We start from the raw sequence: 14,773 nt of genomic DNA, 5'->3' as shown, positions 1-14,773 counted from the left end.
CGGCGGCCTCGGTCGCTTGCGCCTGTCATTGAAGATCAGTTGGAGAGCAGCCGATCGAGCGCTTGCGCTATGCCCAGACCGCCAAGCGCGATCAGGACGACAAGTCCGAAGCCAGCGAGGTAAATCCAGATCCGTGCCTCGGAGCTATGATCGCGTCTCCACAAATCCCCGAACGACCACGCCTTGCCCGAGGGCTTGCCCAATTCGTCAGAACTGTCGTGCAATTCCATCAAGTTGGGCGGGCTGCCGTTCGGGAAGTCGGATGGCACCAGTTTGGGCGGCGGGGGAATACCCACCGGATCATATGTCATCGGATCGTAGGTTTCGCGAAGGCGGCGATAGATGAAGGCGGCCTCGTTGCGGTCGCTCGCGCCAAGGACATCGCGCGCCGTCGCGAGGCGCTGATCGACGCTATGCTTGGAGATATCAAGAATTCGCGCGATCTCTTTCGAGGTCTTGTGTTCGATCACGAGGTCGAGGCACGCGCGCTGCTTCCCGGTCAGCCGGTTCCAACGTTCCGCGTCCTTGTCTGGGTGCGACCCCGAATCATTCATTCTTACACTCTTGTCAAAATGAGCCTCGGCGCAAGCATTGACGGCTGAGTCGCGGGCCGGCGGGCGGGCCCGCGAGCAAAGTTGACTTTGACCGAGCTGGTAATTGCCCGACCGAGTTGGAAGCGGTCAAATGCCTGTTGCGAGGCGGATATTTCTGCGTCTCTTACTCGTCCCCGTCGAGCCGGGCGCCGTTGCCCGGACGAGCAGGCGGGGTCCCAATGGGCGCGAACGATCGAAACGAAGGGGAGGGACGCAGCGCGAGGATGCTGCGCACCGCGCTCGGCGGGGCGATAGCCGAATGGCTCGCCGACCCTGCGGTCATCGAGGTCATGCTCAATCCCGATGGTCGCCTGTGGGTGGACCGGCTCGGCGCCGGTCTTGCCGATAGCGGCGTCCTCCTCGCGCCAGCCGATGGCGAGCGCATCATCAGGCTCGTGGCGCATCATGTGGGCGTGGAGGTTCATTCCGGTGCACCGCGCGTTTCGGCCGAGCTGCCCGAAACCGGCGAGCGCTTCGAAGGCCTGCTTCCGCCTGTCGTCGCGGCCCCGGCTTTCGCGATTCGCAAGCCCGCCGTCGCGATCTTCACGCTCGCCGATTATGTTTCCGCCGGGATCATGCTTGCAGCCGATGCCGAGGCGCTCCGCCGGGCCGTGGCCGACCGCGCCAATATCCTCGTCGCCGGTGGCACCGGCACCGGCAAGACGACGCTTACCAACGCGCTGCTCGCCGAGGTGGCAAAATCCTCCGATCGCATCGTCCTCATCGAAGATACGCGCGAGCTCCAGTGCGCGTCGCCCAATCTGGTCGCGATGCGGACCAAGGACGGCGTGGCCTCGCTCTCGGACCTCGTCCGTTCCTCGCTCCGGCTGCGGCCCGATCGAATCCCTATCGGTGAGGTGCGCGGCGCCGAGGCGCTCGACCTCCTGAAAGCCTGGGGCACCGGCCATCCCGGCGGGATCGGCACGATCCATGCGGGCTCGGCGCTCGGGGCGCTGCGCCGGATGGAACAGCTGATCCAGGAAGCCGTCGTCACTGTCCCGCGCGCGCTGCTCGCCGAGACGATCGGCCTCGTCGCCGTGCTCGTGCGCGACGGCGCCGGGAGGCGCCTCGCCGAGCTTTGCCGGGTGTCGGGGCTCGATCCTGCGACCGGCGAATATCGCCTCACAACCCTCAGACCCCGCGAAGGAGAATAGTCATGATCAAAGTCGCTGCCTGTGCCGCACGCCGTATGGCGTGTGCCTCAACTGCCGTCGTCGTGGCCCTCACGGTAGCGACGCCCGCCGCCGCCGGCGGCTCGTCGATGCCGTGGGAAGCACCCCTCCAGTCGATCCTCGAAAGCATCGAGGGTCCGGTCGCGAAGATCGTCGCGGTGATCATCATCATCGTCACCGGACTCAGCCTCGCCTTCGGCGACACGTCGGGCGGCTTTCGCCGGCTCGTGCAGATCGTGTTCGGCCTGTCGATCGCCTTCGCCGCCTCGAGCTTCTTCCTTTCCTTCTTCTCCTTCGGCGGCGGAGCGCTCGTCTGATGAGCCGGGAAGGGGAGGTGCCGGGCTTCTTCGCTCCGGTCCACCGGGCGCTGGCCGAGCCTATCCTGCTCGGCGGCGCGCCGCGCAGCCTCGCAATCGTCAATGGCACGCTCGCCGGCGCGATCGGGCTTGGCCTCAGGCTCTGGCTCGCGGGGCTCGCGATCTGGGCGATCGGCCACGCGCTTTCGGTCTGGGCGGCGCGGCGCGACCCGCAGTTCTTCGATGTTGCCCGGCGTCACCTCAAATATCCCGTCTGGATGCGGCCATGATGAACCTTGCCGAATATCGCTCGAAGTCCGCCTGCCTTGCCGATTTCCTGCCCTGGGCCGCGCTCGTGGCGGAGGGCGTCGTGCTCAACAAGGATGGATCGCTGCAGCGCACCGCGCGCTTTCGCGGACCCGACCTTGAAAGCGCGACGCCCGCCGAACTGGTCTCGGTCACCGCGCGGCTCAATGGCGCGCTGCGGCGCCTCGGCTCGGGCTGGGCCGTGTTCGTCGAGGCGCAGCGCATAGCAGCGAGCGATTATCCCCAATCGGTCTTCCCCGACCCGGTCTCGGCGCTCGTCGACCTCGAACGCCGCGAACAGTTTCGCGAGGAAGGCGCGCATTTCGAGAGCTTCTATTTCCTCACCCTGCTGTGGATGCCGCCCGCCGAAGAGGTGTCGCGCGCCGAGCGCTGGCTTTACGAGGGCATGGCGGGCGACGGGGTCGATCCGCGCGATCATCTGAAGAGCTTCGTCGACCGGTCGGGCCGGCTTCTCCAGCTGGTCGAGGGTTTCGTGCCCGAGGCGGCATGGCTCACCGACGCCGAAACGCTGACCTATCTCCATTCGACGGTGTCGACGCGGCGCCAGAAGGCCCGCGTCCCCGAGACCCCCGTCTATCTCGACGCCTTGCTCGCCGACGAACCGCTTGCGGGCGGTCTCGAGCCGCGGCTCGGCGCGCATCATATCCGCACGCTCACCATCTCGGGCTTTCCGAGCGCGACTTGGCCGGGGATCCTCGACGATCTCAATGCGCAGGCCTTCGCCTACCGCTGGTCGACGCGCGCAATCATGCTCGACAAGACCGACGCCGCGAAACTGCTGACGCGGATCCGGCGGCAATGGTTCGCGAAGCGCAAATCGATCGCGGCGATTCTGAAAGAGGTCATGACCAACGAGCAGTCGGTCCTCATGGACAGCGACGCGTCGAACAAGGCGGCCGACGCGGATCTCGCGCTGCAGGAGCTCGGCGCCGACGAGGCGGGCGTCGCCTATGTCACGACGACGCTCACCGTCTGGGACCGCGATGCCGGGATCGCGGCGGAGAAGCTCCGCCTCGCCGAGAAGATTATCCAGGGCCGCGATTTCACCTGCACGGCGGAAGGCATGAACGCGATCGAGGCCTGGCTCGGCAGCCTGCCGGGCCATGTCTATGCGAACGTCCGCCAACCGCCGATTTCGACCCTCAACCTCGCCCACATCATTCCCCTCTCCGCGGTGTGGGCGGGGGCGGAACGGGACGAGCATTTCGGTGATGCCCCCTTGCTTTACGGCAAGACCGAAGGCTCGACCCCGTTCCGCTTCGCATTGCATGTCGGCGACGTCGGGCACTGCCTCGTCGTCGGCCCGACCGGCGCCGGCAAATCGGTGCTGCTCGCCGCCATGGCATTGCAGTTCCGGCGCTACCCCGGCGCGCAGATCTTCGCTTTCGACTTCGGCGGCTCGATCCGCGCGGCGGCGCTCGCGATGGGCGGCGACTGGCAGGATCTCGGCGGCGCGCTCGACGGGGGCGAAGGCAGCGTCGCGCTTCAGCCGCTCGCGCGGATCGACGAGCCCGCCGAGCGCAGCTGGGCCGCCGAATGGCTCGCGGCGCTGCTGAAGGGCGAGGGAGTGGCGATCGATCCCGCGGCGAAGGAGCATATCTGGTCGGCGCTGACCTCGCTCGCGACCGCGCCCGTCGGCGAACGCACGCTGACCGGACTCGCGGTCCTATTGCAATCGCACCCGCTGAAGCTGGCGCTTGCACCCTTTTGCATCGGGGGGCCTTGGGGCCGCCTTCTCGATGCCGACGTGGAAAGGCTCGGCAGCGCCCGCGTGCAGGCGTTCGAGACCGAGGGCCTGGTCGGTGCCGGGTCGGCGGGGCCCGTGCTCTCCTATCTGTTCCACCGCGTCGCAGGCCGCCTCGACGGATCGCCCACCCTCATCATTATCGACGAGGGCTGGCTGGTGCTCGACAGCCCGGCGTTCGCGGCGCAGCTGCGCGAATGGCTGAAAACGCTCCGCAAGAAGAATGCGAGCGTCGTCTTCGCGACCCAGAGCCTTGCCGACATCGAGACCTCGAATATTGCCCCCGCGATCATCGAGAGCTGTCCGACCCGGATATTCCTCCCCAACGAGCGCGCCACCGAGCCCCAGATCGCCCGCATCTACGAACGCTTCGGTCTCAACGACCGGCAGATCGAGATATTGGGAAGAGCGGCGCCGAAGCGCGACTATTATTGCCAGACCCGCCGCGGCAACCGGCTCTTCGAACTCGGCCTCGGCGAGATCGCGCTCGCCTTCACGGCCGCCTCCTCGAAGGCCGACCAGATCTGCATCGGCGAGCTCTTCGAAGCGCATGGCGCTGCCGGCTTCGCCGCGGCCTGGCTTCACCACCGAAAGCTCGAATGGGCGGCCGAGCTGCTTCCCGACCAGTCCGCCCCGAACCCCGAGGAGTCCCCCGCATGAAATACCCCGTTCTTACCGCGTCGCTGCTTTTCGTCGGCGCCGCGCTTCCCGCTGCGATGGTTGCCGCGCCGGCGCAGGCGCAGGTGGGCGGCATCGTCCACGATCCGCGCAACTATTCGCAGAATATCCTCACCGCCGCGCGCACGCTCGAGCAGATCAACAACCAGATCAAGCAGCTCCAGAACCAGGCGACCTCGCTGATGAACGAGGCGCGCAACCTCACCAGCCTGCCGGTCTCGACGCTGGGCGAGCTGCAGGCGCAGGTCGAAGAGACGCGCGCGCTGCTCGGCGAGGCGCAGCGCATCGCCTATGATGTCACCGACATCAAGGCGAGCTTCGGTGCCCGCTACAAGGGCGCGGCGCTCACTGGGCCGCAGGCCGCGATGGTCGCCAATGCCGACGCGCGCTGGCAGGACAGCGTTGCCGCGTTCGAGGACGCGATGAAGGTCCAGGCAGGGATCGTCGGCAATATCGGCGGCACGAAGCAGTCGCTCGGCATCCTCGTCGGCGCCAGCCAGTCGGCGACCGGCGCGCTGCAGGTCGCGCAGGCGGGCAATCAGATCCTCGCCGTGCAAGCGCGCCAGCTCGCCGACCTCGCCGCGGTGGTCGCGGCGCAGGGCCGTGCCCAGATGCTCGACGCAGCGCGGAGTGCGGCAGCCGAGGCCGAGGGCCGCGAGCGCTTCCGCCGGTTCCGCGGCGGCAATTGAGATGGGCCGGGTGGGCCGGCTGGCGTTGGGCGCCATCCTTGCAGGGTTCGCGCTGACCCTGTTGCTCGTCGCTGCGCTCGACCCGCCCGCGCCCGGTGCGTCCGCTCCCCCGATCTCCGGAGCGGACGCACCTCCATCGCGCGAGGACATTCTCCGCAGCTGCCGCACGATCACCACCGCCGATCCCGAGTGCACGGCGGCCTGGGAGGCGAAGCGGCGTCACTTCTTCGGTTCGGACAAGGACGCATCATGAACGACACCGGCGTCATCGACAATTTCCTGTCGGTCTTCTCGACCTATATCGACAGCGGCTTCGGCCTGCTTGGCGGCGAGGTCGGCTTCCTTTCCTCGACGCTGATCGTGATCGACGTGACGATCGCGGCGCTCTTCTGGGCGTGGGGGACCGACGAGGATGTGCTGCAGCGGCTCGTGAAGAAGACGCTCTACATCGGTGTATTCGCTTTCATAATCGGCAACTTCCAGGCGCTCGCCGTTATCATGCTCGAAAGCTTCGCGGGGCTTGGTCTGAAGGCGAGCGGCGGGGCGATGGCGGTCGGCGACTTCATGCGCCCGGGCATGGTCGCGGCGACCGGGCTCGACGCGGCGCAGCCGCTCCTCGACGCGTCGGCCGATCTCGTTGGACCCGTCGGCCTCTTCACCAACTTCGTCCAGATCATGATCCTGCTGATCGCCTGGGTGATCGTCGTGCTCGCCTTCTTCATCCTCGCGGTGCAGATTTTCGTCACGATCCTCGAATTCAAGCTCGTGACCCTTGCGGGCTTCGTCCTCATTCCCTTCGCCTTCTTTGGCCGGACCGCCTTCATGGCCGAGCGGGTTCTCGGGCACATCATCTCCTCGGGCATCAAATTGCTCGTGCTCGCCGTCATCACCGGCATCGGCACGACGCTGTTCCAGCGCTTCATGGATGCGGGGCTCGGCACCGAGCCCGACATTCGCCAGGTCATGGCGATCGCGCTCGGCGCGCTGACGCTGCTCGGGCTCGGCATCTTCGGTCCGAGCGTCGCGAATGGCATCGTGGCGGGCGGGCCTCAGCTCGGAGCCGGCGCCGCGGCGGGGACGACGGTTGCCGCCGGCGCAACCTTGGCAGCGGGCGCCGCCGGCGCCACGCTCGCGGCCGGAGCTGCGAGCAGCGCGCTCGGCCGGACGGCACTCGGCGCCTCCCGCGCCGCGGGCGGCGCGTCGGCCTCCTATGCCCGGGGCGCAGCCGGAAAGAGCGGAATGCGGGCGTTCGGCGCGGGTCTCGCGAACGTCGCGCGCGATGCGGCGAGCGGCGCCAGCTCTCCCTTACGCTCCGCGGGCAGCAAGATGCGCGAGAATTTCGAGGAAGGCCGGGCAGGTGCCGCGGCCGCGCCTGCTGCAGGCGCAGCGGCCGACGGACCGCCAGCCTGGGCGGCCGCGATGAAGCGGCGCCAGGCGGTCACCTCCGGTGCGACGATCGCATCGCAGACCCTCAAGGCCGGCGACAGCCATGGCGCCGGTTCCGCTCCCGACATTAGCCAGAAGGACTGAGACGATGTTCCGACGACCCAGCAATCATTATGGCAAGAGCCCCGAGCCGGTAACGCCTTTTCAGCGCGCCGCGCAGGTCTGGGACGATCGGATCGGCTCCGCGCGTGTCCAGGCGAAGAACTGGCGGCTCGCCTTCTTCGGCTGTCTGTGCCTTTCAGGAGGGCTGGCCTCGGCGCTGGTCTGGCAGTCGGCGCGCGGGACCGTGACGCCCTGGGTGGTCGAGGTCGACAAGCTGGGCGAGGCGAGGGCGGTCGCGCCCGCCGATGGCGAGTTCTCGCCGACCGATCCACAGATCGCCTTCCACCTCGCCCGCTTCATCGAGCACGTCCGCTCGATCCCCGCCGACCCAGTGGTGCTGCGCAAGGACTGGCTGAGCGCTTACGACTTCACGACGACGAGCGGCACGCAGGCGCTGAATGATTATGCGCGCTCGAACGATCCCTTTGCGCTGATCGGCAAGCAGCAGGTCGCCGTCGACGTGTCGAGCGTCATCCGAGCGTCGAAGGACAGCTTCCGCATCGCCTGGACCGAGCGCCGCTATCAGGACGGCAGTCTTCTCGAAACCTCGCGCTGGTCCGCGATCGTGACGGTCACGATCCAGCCGCCACGCACCCCCGATGCCCTCCGGAAGAACCCGCTCGGCGTCTTCGTCTCCGCGCTCAACTGGTCGAAGGAACTCAGCCAATGACAAAACTCCCCCTCGTGCCGTTCGGCATATTGCTCTCGTTGCTCGCCCCCACCGCGATCGCCGGCGAGCCCGCCGATCCGAAGGTCCGGATCGGGCGCGCCAATTCGGAAGCGCGGGTACAGCCCGATCGGCAGGGCTTCCGCAACGCCATCCAGCAATATCCCTGGAGTGATGGCGCACTCTATCAGGTCTATGCCGCGCCCGGTCAGGTCACCGACATCGTGCTACAGGAGGGAGAGCAGCTCGTGGGTCCCGGTCCGGTCGCCTCCGGCGACACGGTCCGCTGGATCATCGGGGACACGGTGAGCGGAGCAGGCGCGAAGCGCCGCGTTCATTTGCTCGTGAAACCAACGCGATCCGACATTTCCACGAACCTCGTCATCAACACCGACAGGCGGACCTATCATGTCGAGCTTCGCGCGACGGCGGCAGCGTGGATGGCGTCGGTATCCTGGACCTATCCGGCGGACGAGCTTATCGCGCTCGAAAAAGCGGCCGCGGCAGCCGATGCCGCCGCGCCCGTCGCCGACAGCATCCAACTCGCGTCGCTCGATTTCCGTTACCGGATATCGGGCGACCGCACGGCCTGGCGGCCGGTTCGAGCCTTCGACGACGGGCGGCAAGTCTTCATCGAATTCGGCGCGGATGTTGCGACGTCGGAAATGCCGCCGCTCTTCGTGATCGGCGCATCGAAACAGGCAGAGCTCGTCAATTACCGCGTCCGCGGACGATATCTGATCGTCGACCGCCTGTTCGAACGTAGCGAACTCCGGCTCGGTGCGGGCAAGCGGGCGAAGGCCGTCCGCATCGAGCGCACCGCGCCGATCCGCGGGGACCGGACATGAGCGCGGCAGAAGAGCAGCCCGTGGCGGACGACAGGCTGCCGGAGCCGGTAGAGGCCTCGTTGGCGAAGTCGGACCCCTTTCGATTGCGCGGCGAGCCGCCCTCCGTGATGCGCCTGTCGCGAAAGACGCTCGCGATCGCCGGCGCCCTCGCGGGAACGGCGATCGGCGGGGCGCTGCTCTGGGCCTTGCAACCTGCGGACAAGAAAGCACCCGAGAATCTGTATGTCGCCGAAGGGACCAACAAGCCCGACACGGTCACCGGCGCGCCAGCCGATTATGGCGCTATTCCGAAACTCGGGCCGCCACTACCCGGCGATCTTGGTCGTCCCATCCTGTCGGCGCAGCAGGAGGGCCAATTGCCGCCCGTGCCGCCTCCACCTGGCCAGGCGCGCGCACCCGATCCCGCCCTCGATGCGCGAGATCGTGCGCGAGAGGAGAGGGAAAGTGCGAATGCGAGCCGGCTCTTTCTGGCGGGCGGCGCGGCTTCGCGCGGGCCGGCTCTTGACGCTGAAATCGAGCCCTCGGCAGCGGGGCAGGGCAATCCAACCGACTCCGCGCCAACAGCCGGACGTCGGTCTTTCATGGCAGCCGGCGACAGGGCGGAGGAAAGCACGGCACCCATCCGTGCGGCGAGTTCTCCCTATCTGTTGCAGGCCGGAAGCGTCATCCCCGCGGCGATGGTGACGGGTATCCAGTCGGATTTGCCGGGGCAGGTGATCGCCCAGGTTACCGAGAATGTCTATGACAGCCCGACAGGCCGCATTCTCCTGATCCCGCAAGGTGCAAGGCTGATCGGGGAATATGACAGTGAAGTGGCCGCCGGTCAGAACCGGGTGCTGCTCGGCTGGGACCGGCTGCTTTTTGCCGACGGCCGATCGGTCTCGCTCGAACGCCTGCCGGGCGCCGATGCTCGCGGAATGGCTGGCTTGTCCGATCGCACCGACAATCACTGGGGGCATATGATCCGCGCGGCGCTCGTGACATCGCTGCTCGGTGCCGGCGCGGAGATCGGCTCGGGGGACGATGATCGTCTGGTTCGCGCGCTCCGGCGCGGCCCGCAGGATGGTGTCAGCGAAGTAGGGCAGCGGCTCGTCGATCGCCAATTGCGAATTCCGCCGACGCTGACGGTGCGGCCGGGCTTCCCTCTTCGAGTGCTCGTCACGCGGGATCTCATCCTCGAACCCGCCGACGGAGTGGGGCGATGAGCCAGGGTCTTCGTCTCGGGCCGATCGTCGAGGAAAAGCCAGTCAAGATCACACTGGAATTGTCGAGCATCCTCCACGCCCAGCTATCGGAATATGCCGAGCTGCATGCGCGAGAGACAGGGCTGGCGGCGGCGCTTCCGCCCGAGCGGCTGATCGCCCCGATGCTCGAAAGGTTCATCGCGACCGACCGGGGGTTTGCCCGGCTGAGGAAGCGATAGCCGGCGCGCGGATGAAATCGTCGTGAAGCCCTATTCGACGCCCGAGAAACTCCCGTGCCCGGCCTATCTTCCGGTCGAGCCGGTGAGCGTCAGGATACCAACGGCGGTAAAGCTGACCGGGCTAAGTCGGTCGACAATCTACAACCTCATAAGGTCGGGCGACCTTGATACGGCGAAGGTTGGCAGCGTCACGCTCATCCCGGTCGACAGCCTCCGTCGTTTTGTGGACAGCAGGCGCATCAAATCGGAATAGTCGGGGAAGTATAATATTCGTTGCACGGGTCGCAATTGAGGCCCATTTTTTTATAGACAATCCATGCTTGTCCATGCGAGTGTAACGAATAGCCGAACTGGTATCGGACAACCGGTGTGGGAGAACGCGTGGGATGTAGTTTAGAAAATCCCATGTTTTCTCTTAGATTTTGGCATTTTATTGGATTTTTGGGGCGGAAGCCCTGTCCACCAGGGGGCCACCCCATCAGACCGAGAGCATCCACAGAAGGCCGATTATTGGGCGGCTTCCGGATGATTCGCGTGCCCAAACGCCCATGTCCATCTGCGGTATGACGGTCGCGACCCTCTGCTCCAAAGCATCAATTATGACTTGACGGCATAACATATTATTATTTGACGGGCCCTTGGCCATGAAGGGGTAATGTTATGACAACGCTTAGATTTCATCGCGCGAAGACGACAATTTGCCGCGCATTCCGCCGGGACGGCTGGGCGCGCGTTACGAGCACAGCGCTGGACCCCTGGCGGGCGAACTCGAATATTATCGCACGTTCGGGCAGGATAAATTTGCGTCCTACGAGACGCGCACGAACGGCTATGACATGCTGAACGCCACACTCAGCTATCGCTTCGATCTCGGTGGCACGAGGAGGGTGGAATTTTATGTGCGCGGCACCAACTTGCTCGACGAACTGGCATTTTCCCACACGTCATTCGTGAAGGACCAGTCACCGCTGCGCGGCCGCAGCATCGCCTTTGGCATGCGCCATTCCTTCTGACGCCGAGTATATGATCCGATGGAAGTGAGAGCGGGTTTCGCTCCCCTATGCCATTCCGATTTCGGCCAGACGCTCGTGCTTTGAAACCTGCCGAAGACGAACAGCTTGTCGCGGAACTTTGCAAAGCAGGAATTGCGCGGCAGCCCCGCTCCCTAACGGGGAGATGGCATTTAGCGCTCCCGCGCCGCCGTCGCGCGGATCTCGTCGATCGGGCTCAGCAGGTAGGAGGCGAGCGAACGGCGACCGGTGCGGATGTCGGCGGTGACCGCCATGCCGGGGGTCAGGGGGATTGTCGCACCGTCCCCCCGGATCGTTGCCCGGTCCAGCGCTACCCGCGCGGTATAGATCAGTCCGCGCGTCTCGTCCTGCACCGCGTCCGAGCTGATCTGCTCGAGCCTGCCCGGCACCGCGCCGTAGCGCGTGAAGGAAAAGGCCTCGACCTTGAGTGCGACCGGTTGGCCGGCGCGGACGAAGCCGACATCCTTGTTGGCGATCGCCACTTCGGCGATCAGCTTCCCGCGCGCGGGCACGATCACCATGATCGGCTTGGCGGCCTCGACCACGCCGCCGACGGTGTGGACGGCCAGTTGCGTGACCGTTCCGTCAACGGGGCTGACGAGGCGCTGGAGGCTGCTGCGTTTCGTTGCCTTGGTCAGCTCCTCCTTGCGTAGCCGCGCGTCGCTCTCGGCCTTGGCAAGATCGGCGAGGATGCGGGCGCGCGCCTCGGCGATAGACTGGCTCGAATTGCCGCCGGCCACGCCGATCTGCGCCTCCGCCTTGCGCGCGGTGGCGAGGGCGGCGTCGCGATCGCGCGCGGCGACGAGGCGCTGGCGGCGCATCTCGATCACGCGCAGCTTCGAGACATAACCCTTTTCGAGCAGTTTTTCGTTGGCGGCGATCTGCTCGTCGAGCAGCGGGAGCGTCTCGCTGAGCTTGGCCGCCTGTATTTCCGCCTCGGCGCGGGCGGCGCGGGCGGATTCGGTGTCGGCCGCACGCGTCTGGCTACCCGCCCGGATCTCGGCGAGCTGGGCGCGGGCGAGCGCGATCTGGGTGTCGGCTACGTCGGCCGCAGTTCCGGCGGGCGGGGTGAAGCGCAGACCCCTACCGTCGAGTGCCGACAGTATGGCGCGCAGCCGCGCCGCGTCGAGCACCGCGGTTTCCAGCGCCTTGCCGGCTTGCGCCGCGTCGGCATCCGAGACGGTGGGATCGAGCTCGACCAGAGGTTGGCCGGCGCGGACGCGCTGGCCGTCGCGTACCAATATGGCGTGGACGATTCCCGCCGCGCCGGGCTGGATCAGCTTGACGTCGTCGGCGGGGACCAGCTTGCCCGGTGCGGAGGCGACGACGTCGACCCGGCCAAGCACCAACCAGAGCAGCGCGGCTGCGAGCAGGCCGAGCAACAGCCAGGCAGTGACCCGCGCGGTCGGCGACACGGGCCGCTCGACCACTTCGAGCGCGGCGGGCAGGAAGTCGGCCTCCTCGGTGCGCAAAACCTGGCGCGACCGCGCACGTTCATTGTCGAGCGCGTCGCGAACGGCGGTCCAGTGACGCGTGAGCGCATTCATGCCGCCGCTCCCGCCTGAACGCCGATCTGGCGGTGATGGAGCGCGGCATAGCGGCCGCCGAGCTTGAGCAGCTCGTCATGCGTGCCGCTCTCGACGATGCGCCCCTTGTCGAGCGTCAGGATGCGGTCGCACTGGCGGATCGCAGAGAGGCGGTGCGCGATGATCAGCACGGTGCGGCCGGCAGCGATCGCCTTGAGATTGCGCTGGACGATCTCCTCGCTTTCGGCATCGAGCGCCGACGTTGCCTCGTCGAGGATCAGGATGGGCGGATTGGTGATCAGCGCGCGGGCGATGGCGAGGCGCTGGCGCTGCCCGCCCGAGAAGTTGACGCCGCGCTCCTCGACGATCGTGTCATAGCCGCGGGGCAGCTCCAGGATGAAGTCGTGCGCGCCGGCGAGGCGGGCGGCGGTCATCACCCGCTCGATCGGGGTGACGGGATCGGCGAGCGCGATATTCTCCCGGATCGAGCGGTTGAACAGGATATTTTCCTGCAACACCACGCCGATCTGACGGCGCAGCCACGCGGGGTCGATCTGGGCAATATCGACGCCGTCGACCAGCACCCGGCCACTTGCGGGCAGATAGAGGCGCTGGAGCAATTTGGTGAGCGTCGATTTGCCCGAGCCCGAGGCGCCGGCGATGCCGAGCGTGGCGCCGGCGGGCAGGTCGAGGCTGATGTCGTCCAATGTCCAGGGGCCGTCGGCGGCATAACGGAAGCGGACATTCTCGAAGCGGACATGGCCGGCGAGCGCAGGCAAGGCGGTACGCGATCCTGCGCCGGGCTCCGCACCGGTGTTGAGGATGTCGCCCATCCGCTGAACCGAGAGGCGGACCTGCTGGAAATCCTGCCAGAGCTGCGCCATGCGGATGACCGGGCCGGAGACGCGCTGGGCGAACATGTTGAACGCGACCAGCCCGCCGATGGTCAGCGCGCCGGCGATCACCTGCTGCGCGCCGAAGAACAGGATCGCGGCGAGGCTGAGCTTGGAGATGAGCTGGACCGCCTGGCTGCCCGAATTGCCGAGGTTGATCACGCGCTGGTTGGCGGCGCTGTACGCGGCGAGCTGGCGTTCCCAGCGGTCCTGCCATTGCGGCTCGACCGCGGCGGCCTTGAGCGTCTGCATGCCCGAGACGCTCTCGACGAGTAGCGCGTTGTTGGCGGCGCCGCGCGCGAACTTCTCGTCGAGCCGGCGGCGCAAGGGGCCGGTGACGAGCAGCGAGACGATCACATAGGCCGGGAGGGTGAGCGCTACGATCACGAAAAGGAGCGGTGAATAGAGCCACATCGCGACGAGGAAGACGATCGTGAACAGCGGATCGACCAGCACGGTGAGCGAAGCATTGGTCATGAATTCGCGCACCGTCTCCAGCTCGCGGACGCGGGTCACGGTGTCGCCGACGCGGCGATTTTCGAAATAGGCGAGCGGCAGGCGGAGCAGGTGACGGAAAAGGCGGCTGCCCAGCTCGACATCCAATTTCTGGCTTGTCTCCGAATAGAGACGGGTGCGCAGCCAGCCGAACGCGACTTCCCAGAGCGAAACCAGCACGAGCCCGATACTGAGCACCTGCAGCGTTGCCAGGCTGTTGTGCGCCAGCACCTTGTCGACGACATTCTGGAAGAAGAGCGGCGCGGCGAGGCCGAGCAGGTTGAGCGCGAGGGTGATCAGCAGCACTTCGCCGATCAGCTTTCGATATTTGACGATCTGGGGGACGAACCAGGTTATGTCAAAGGCGGGCGCGGCAACCTGCGCGGAATCGCGCGTGGCGACGAGCAGCAGCGCCCCCGACCAGCGGGCTTCCAGCGCGGCGCGGTCCCAGCGCTCGATCGCGGCGCCGGGACGCTGGACCGCGACGGCATCCTCGCCGACGCGGCCGATGACGAACCAGCCCTCCGCGCCGCTGGCCAATACCGGCATGGGGAGGCGCCTCAACCGTTCGAAATCGGCGGTCGAGGCGCGGGCGCGGACGCCCTCGATGCGCTTGGCCAGGCGTACCAGATCGGATGCCGTGACCGGATCGGAATGGCCCAGGCTGTGGCGCAGTTCGGCCGGGTCCGCGACAATGCGGTGCATCGCGAGAATCTGGGCGAAGGCGACGAGCCCGCTATCCACGGGCGCCTCCGATGTCCCGAGGGACAGGTCCTGCTGCACGGTGGGTCTCCGATCGGGTTCTTCAGGCGTCGACAATCTGCGGGGTGCGGCAAGGTAAAT

At 66.8% G+C, this 14,773-nt stretch carries 16 protein-coding genes; 13 read left to right on the top strand and 3 right to left on the bottom strand.

The window, feature by feature from the left end; genetic code table 11:
* Positions 1 to 35: 35 nt before the first annotated feature.
* Positions 36 to 554 (bottom strand): helix-turn-helix transcriptional regulator, encoded by a 519-nt coding sequence (locus HDC29_RS10495; RefSeq protein ID WP_179496916.1) that lies wholly within the window; start codon positions 552 to 554, stop codon positions 36 to 38.
* A 218-nt stretch (positions 555 to 772) separates the two neighbouring features.
* On the opposite strand from HDC29_RS10495, the gene trbB reads away from it, so the two are divergent.
* From trbB to HDC29_RS10430, 13 genes are all read left to right on the top strand, one after another.
* Complete coding sequence (gene trbB / locus HDC29_RS10490; RefSeq protein WP_373562783.1) at positions 773 to 1,747, top strand: P-type conjugative transfer ATPase TrbB; 975 nt, start codon at positions 773 to 775, stop codon at positions 1,745 to 1,747.
* Between the two features lie 2 nt (positions 1,748 to 1,749).
* Positions 1,750 to 2,082, top strand: coding sequence for a TrbC/VirB2 family protein (locus HDC29_RS10485; RefSeq protein WP_179496912.1), 333 nt, complete (start codon positions 1,750 to 1,752; stop codon positions 2,080 to 2,082).
* Positions 2,082 to 2,351: a VirB3 family type IV secretion system protein gene (locus tag HDC29_RS10480; RefSeq protein ID WP_179496910.1), complete on the top strand. Its 270-nt coding sequence runs from the start codon at positions 2,082 to 2,084 to the stop codon at positions 2,349 to 2,351. The genes HDC29_RS10485 and HDC29_RS10480 overlap by 1 nt, the downstream gene beginning before the upstream one ends.
* Complete coding sequence (trbE, locus tag HDC29_RS10475; RefSeq protein ID WP_179496908.1) at positions 2,348 to 4,792, top strand: conjugal transfer protein TrbE; 2,445 nt, start codon at positions 2,348 to 2,350, stop codon at positions 4,790 to 4,792. Before HDC29_RS10480 ends, trbE begins: the two co-directional genes overlap by 4 nt.
* Entirely contained in the window at positions 4,789 to 5,499 is a 711-nt protein-coding gene (gene trbJ / locus HDC29_RS10470) for a P-type conjugative transfer protein TrbJ (RefSeq protein ID WP_179496906.1), read from the top strand. The genes trbE and trbJ overlap by 4 nt, the downstream gene beginning before the upstream one ends.
* A gap of 1 nt (position 5,500) precedes the next feature.
* On the top strand, positions 5,501 to 5,752 hold the full coding sequence (gene trbK-alt / locus HDC29_RS10465) for a putative entry exclusion protein TrbK-alt (protein ID WP_179496904.1): 252 nt from the start codon (positions 5,501 to 5,503) through the stop codon (positions 5,750 to 5,752).
* Complete coding sequence (gene trbL / locus HDC29_RS10460) at positions 5,749 to 7,029, top strand: P-type conjugative transfer protein TrbL (protein WP_179496902.1); 1,281 nt, start codon at positions 5,749 to 5,751, stop codon at positions 7,027 to 7,029. Before trbK-alt ends, trbL begins: the two co-directional genes overlap by 4 nt.
* A gap of 4 nt (positions 7,030 to 7,033) precedes the next feature.
* Positions 7,034 to 7,717, top strand: coding sequence for a conjugal transfer protein TrbF (gene trbF, locus HDC29_RS10455; RefSeq protein WP_179496900.1), 684 nt, complete (start codon positions 7,034 to 7,036; stop codon positions 7,715 to 7,717).
* A complete protein-coding gene (gene trbG, locus HDC29_RS10450; RefSeq protein WP_179496898.1) occupies positions 7,714 to 8,562 on the top strand; it encodes a P-type conjugative transfer protein TrbG in 849 nt (282 codons plus the stop codon). Before trbF ends, trbG begins: the two co-directional genes overlap by 4 nt.
* Positions 8,559 to 9,767 carry a TrbI/VirB10 family protein gene (locus HDC29_RS10445; protein ID WP_179496897.1) on the top strand — a complete coding sequence of 403 codons (1,209 nt, stop codon included), beginning with the start codon at positions 8,559 to 8,561 and terminating at the stop codon, positions 9,765 to 9,767. The genes trbG and HDC29_RS10445 overlap by 4 nt, the downstream gene beginning before the upstream one ends.
* A complete protein-coding gene (locus tag HDC29_RS10440) occupies positions 9,764 to 9,985 on the top strand; it encodes a DUF2274 domain-containing protein (RefSeq protein WP_179496895.1) in 222 nt (73 codons plus the stop codon). The genes HDC29_RS10445 and HDC29_RS10440 overlap by 4 nt, the downstream gene beginning before the upstream one ends.
* Positions 9,986 to 10,007: 22 nt before the next feature.
* Complete coding sequence (locus HDC29_RS19110) at positions 10,008 to 10,238, top strand: helix-turn-helix domain-containing protein (RefSeq protein WP_179496893.1); 231 nt, start codon at positions 10,008 to 10,010, stop codon at positions 10,236 to 10,238.
* Between the two features lie 445 nt (positions 10,239 to 10,683).
* Positions 10,684 to 10,998, top strand: a complete 315-nt coding sequence (locus HDC29_RS10430) for a TonB-dependent receptor (RefSeq protein WP_218844318.1) — start codon at positions 10,684 to 10,686, stop codon at positions 10,996 to 10,998.
* A gap of 170 nt (positions 10,999 to 11,168) precedes the next feature.
* Here HDC29_RS10430 and HDC29_RS10425 read toward each other — a convergent pair whose 3' ends face one another.
* On the bottom strand, positions 11,169 to 12,563 hold the full coding sequence (locus HDC29_RS10425; RefSeq protein ID WP_179496891.1) for an HlyD family type I secretion periplasmic adaptor subunit: 1,395 nt from the start codon (positions 12,561 to 12,563) through the stop codon (positions 11,169 to 11,171).
* Positions 12,560 to 14,674 (bottom strand): type I secretion system permease/ATPase, encoded by a 2,115-nt coding sequence (locus HDC29_RS10420; RefSeq protein ID WP_373562782.1) that lies wholly within the window; start codon positions 14,672 to 14,674, stop codon positions 12,560 to 12,562. Before HDC29_RS10420 ends, HDC29_RS10425 begins: the two co-directional genes overlap by 4 nt.
* Positions 14,675 to 14,773: the final 99 nt, after the last annotated feature.

This window comes from Sphingopyxis sp. JAI108 (assembly GCF_013410105.1).
Taxonomy (GTDB): Bacteria; Pseudomonadota; Alphaproteobacteria; order Sphingomonadales; family Sphingomonadaceae; genus Sphingopyxis; species Sphingopyxis chilensis.
This window is presented reverse-complemented; position numbering and strand designations above follow the sequence as displayed.

What these genes read in the sequence shown, in the direction of transcription:
- trbG (WP_179496898.1), top strand. Translation starts at nt 7,714, where the DNA reads ATGACAAAACTCCCCCTCGTGCCGTTCGGCATATTGCTCTCGTTGCTC.
- HDC29_RS10495 (WP_179496916.1), bottom strand. Translation starts at nt 554, where the DNA reads ATGAATGATTCGGGGTCGCACCCAGACAAGGACGCGGAACGTTGGAAC.
- HDC29_RS10445 (WP_179496897.1), top strand. Translation starts at nt 8,559, where the DNA reads ATGAGCGCGGCAGAAGAGCAGCCCGTGGCGGACGACAGGCTGCCGGAG.
- trbF (WP_179496900.1), top strand. Translation starts at nt 7,034, where the DNA reads ATGTTCCGACGACCCAGCAATCATTATGGCAAGAGCCCCGAGCCGGTA.
- trbE (WP_179496908.1), top strand. Translation starts at nt 2,348, where the DNA reads ATGATGAACCTTGCCGAATATCGCTCGAAGTCCGCCTGCCTTGCCGAT.
- HDC29_RS10440 (WP_179496895.1), top strand. Translation starts at nt 9,764, where the DNA reads ATGAGCCAGGGTCTTCGTCTCGGGCCGATCGTCGAGGAAAAGCCAGTC.
- trbL (WP_179496902.1), top strand. Translation starts at nt 5,749, where the DNA reads ATGAACGACACCGGCGTCATCGACAATTTCCTGTCGGTCTTCTCGACC.
- trbJ (WP_179496906.1), top strand. Translation starts at nt 4,789, where the DNA reads ATGAAATACCCCGTTCTTACCGCGTCGCTGCTTTTCGTCGGCGCCGCG.
- trbB (WP_373562783.1), top strand. Translation starts at nt 773, where the DNA reads ATGGGCGCGAACGATCGAAACGAAGGGGAGGGACGCAGCGCGAGGATG.
- HDC29_RS10485 (WP_179496912.1), top strand. Translation starts at nt 1,750, where the DNA reads ATGATCAAAGTCGCTGCCTGTGCCGCACGCCGTATGGCGTGTGCCTCA.
- HDC29_RS10425 (WP_179496891.1), bottom strand. Translation starts at nt 12,563, where the DNA reads ATGAATGCGCTCACGCGTCACTGGACCGCCGTTCGCGACGCGCTCGAC.
- trbK-alt (WP_179496904.1), top strand. Translation starts at nt 5,501, where the DNA reads ATGGGCCGGGTGGGCCGGCTGGCGTTGGGCGCCATCCTTGCAGGGTTC.
- HDC29_RS10480 (WP_179496910.1), top strand. Translation starts at nt 2,082, where the DNA reads ATGAGCCGGGAAGGGGAGGTGCCGGGCTTCTTCGCTCCGGTCCACCGG.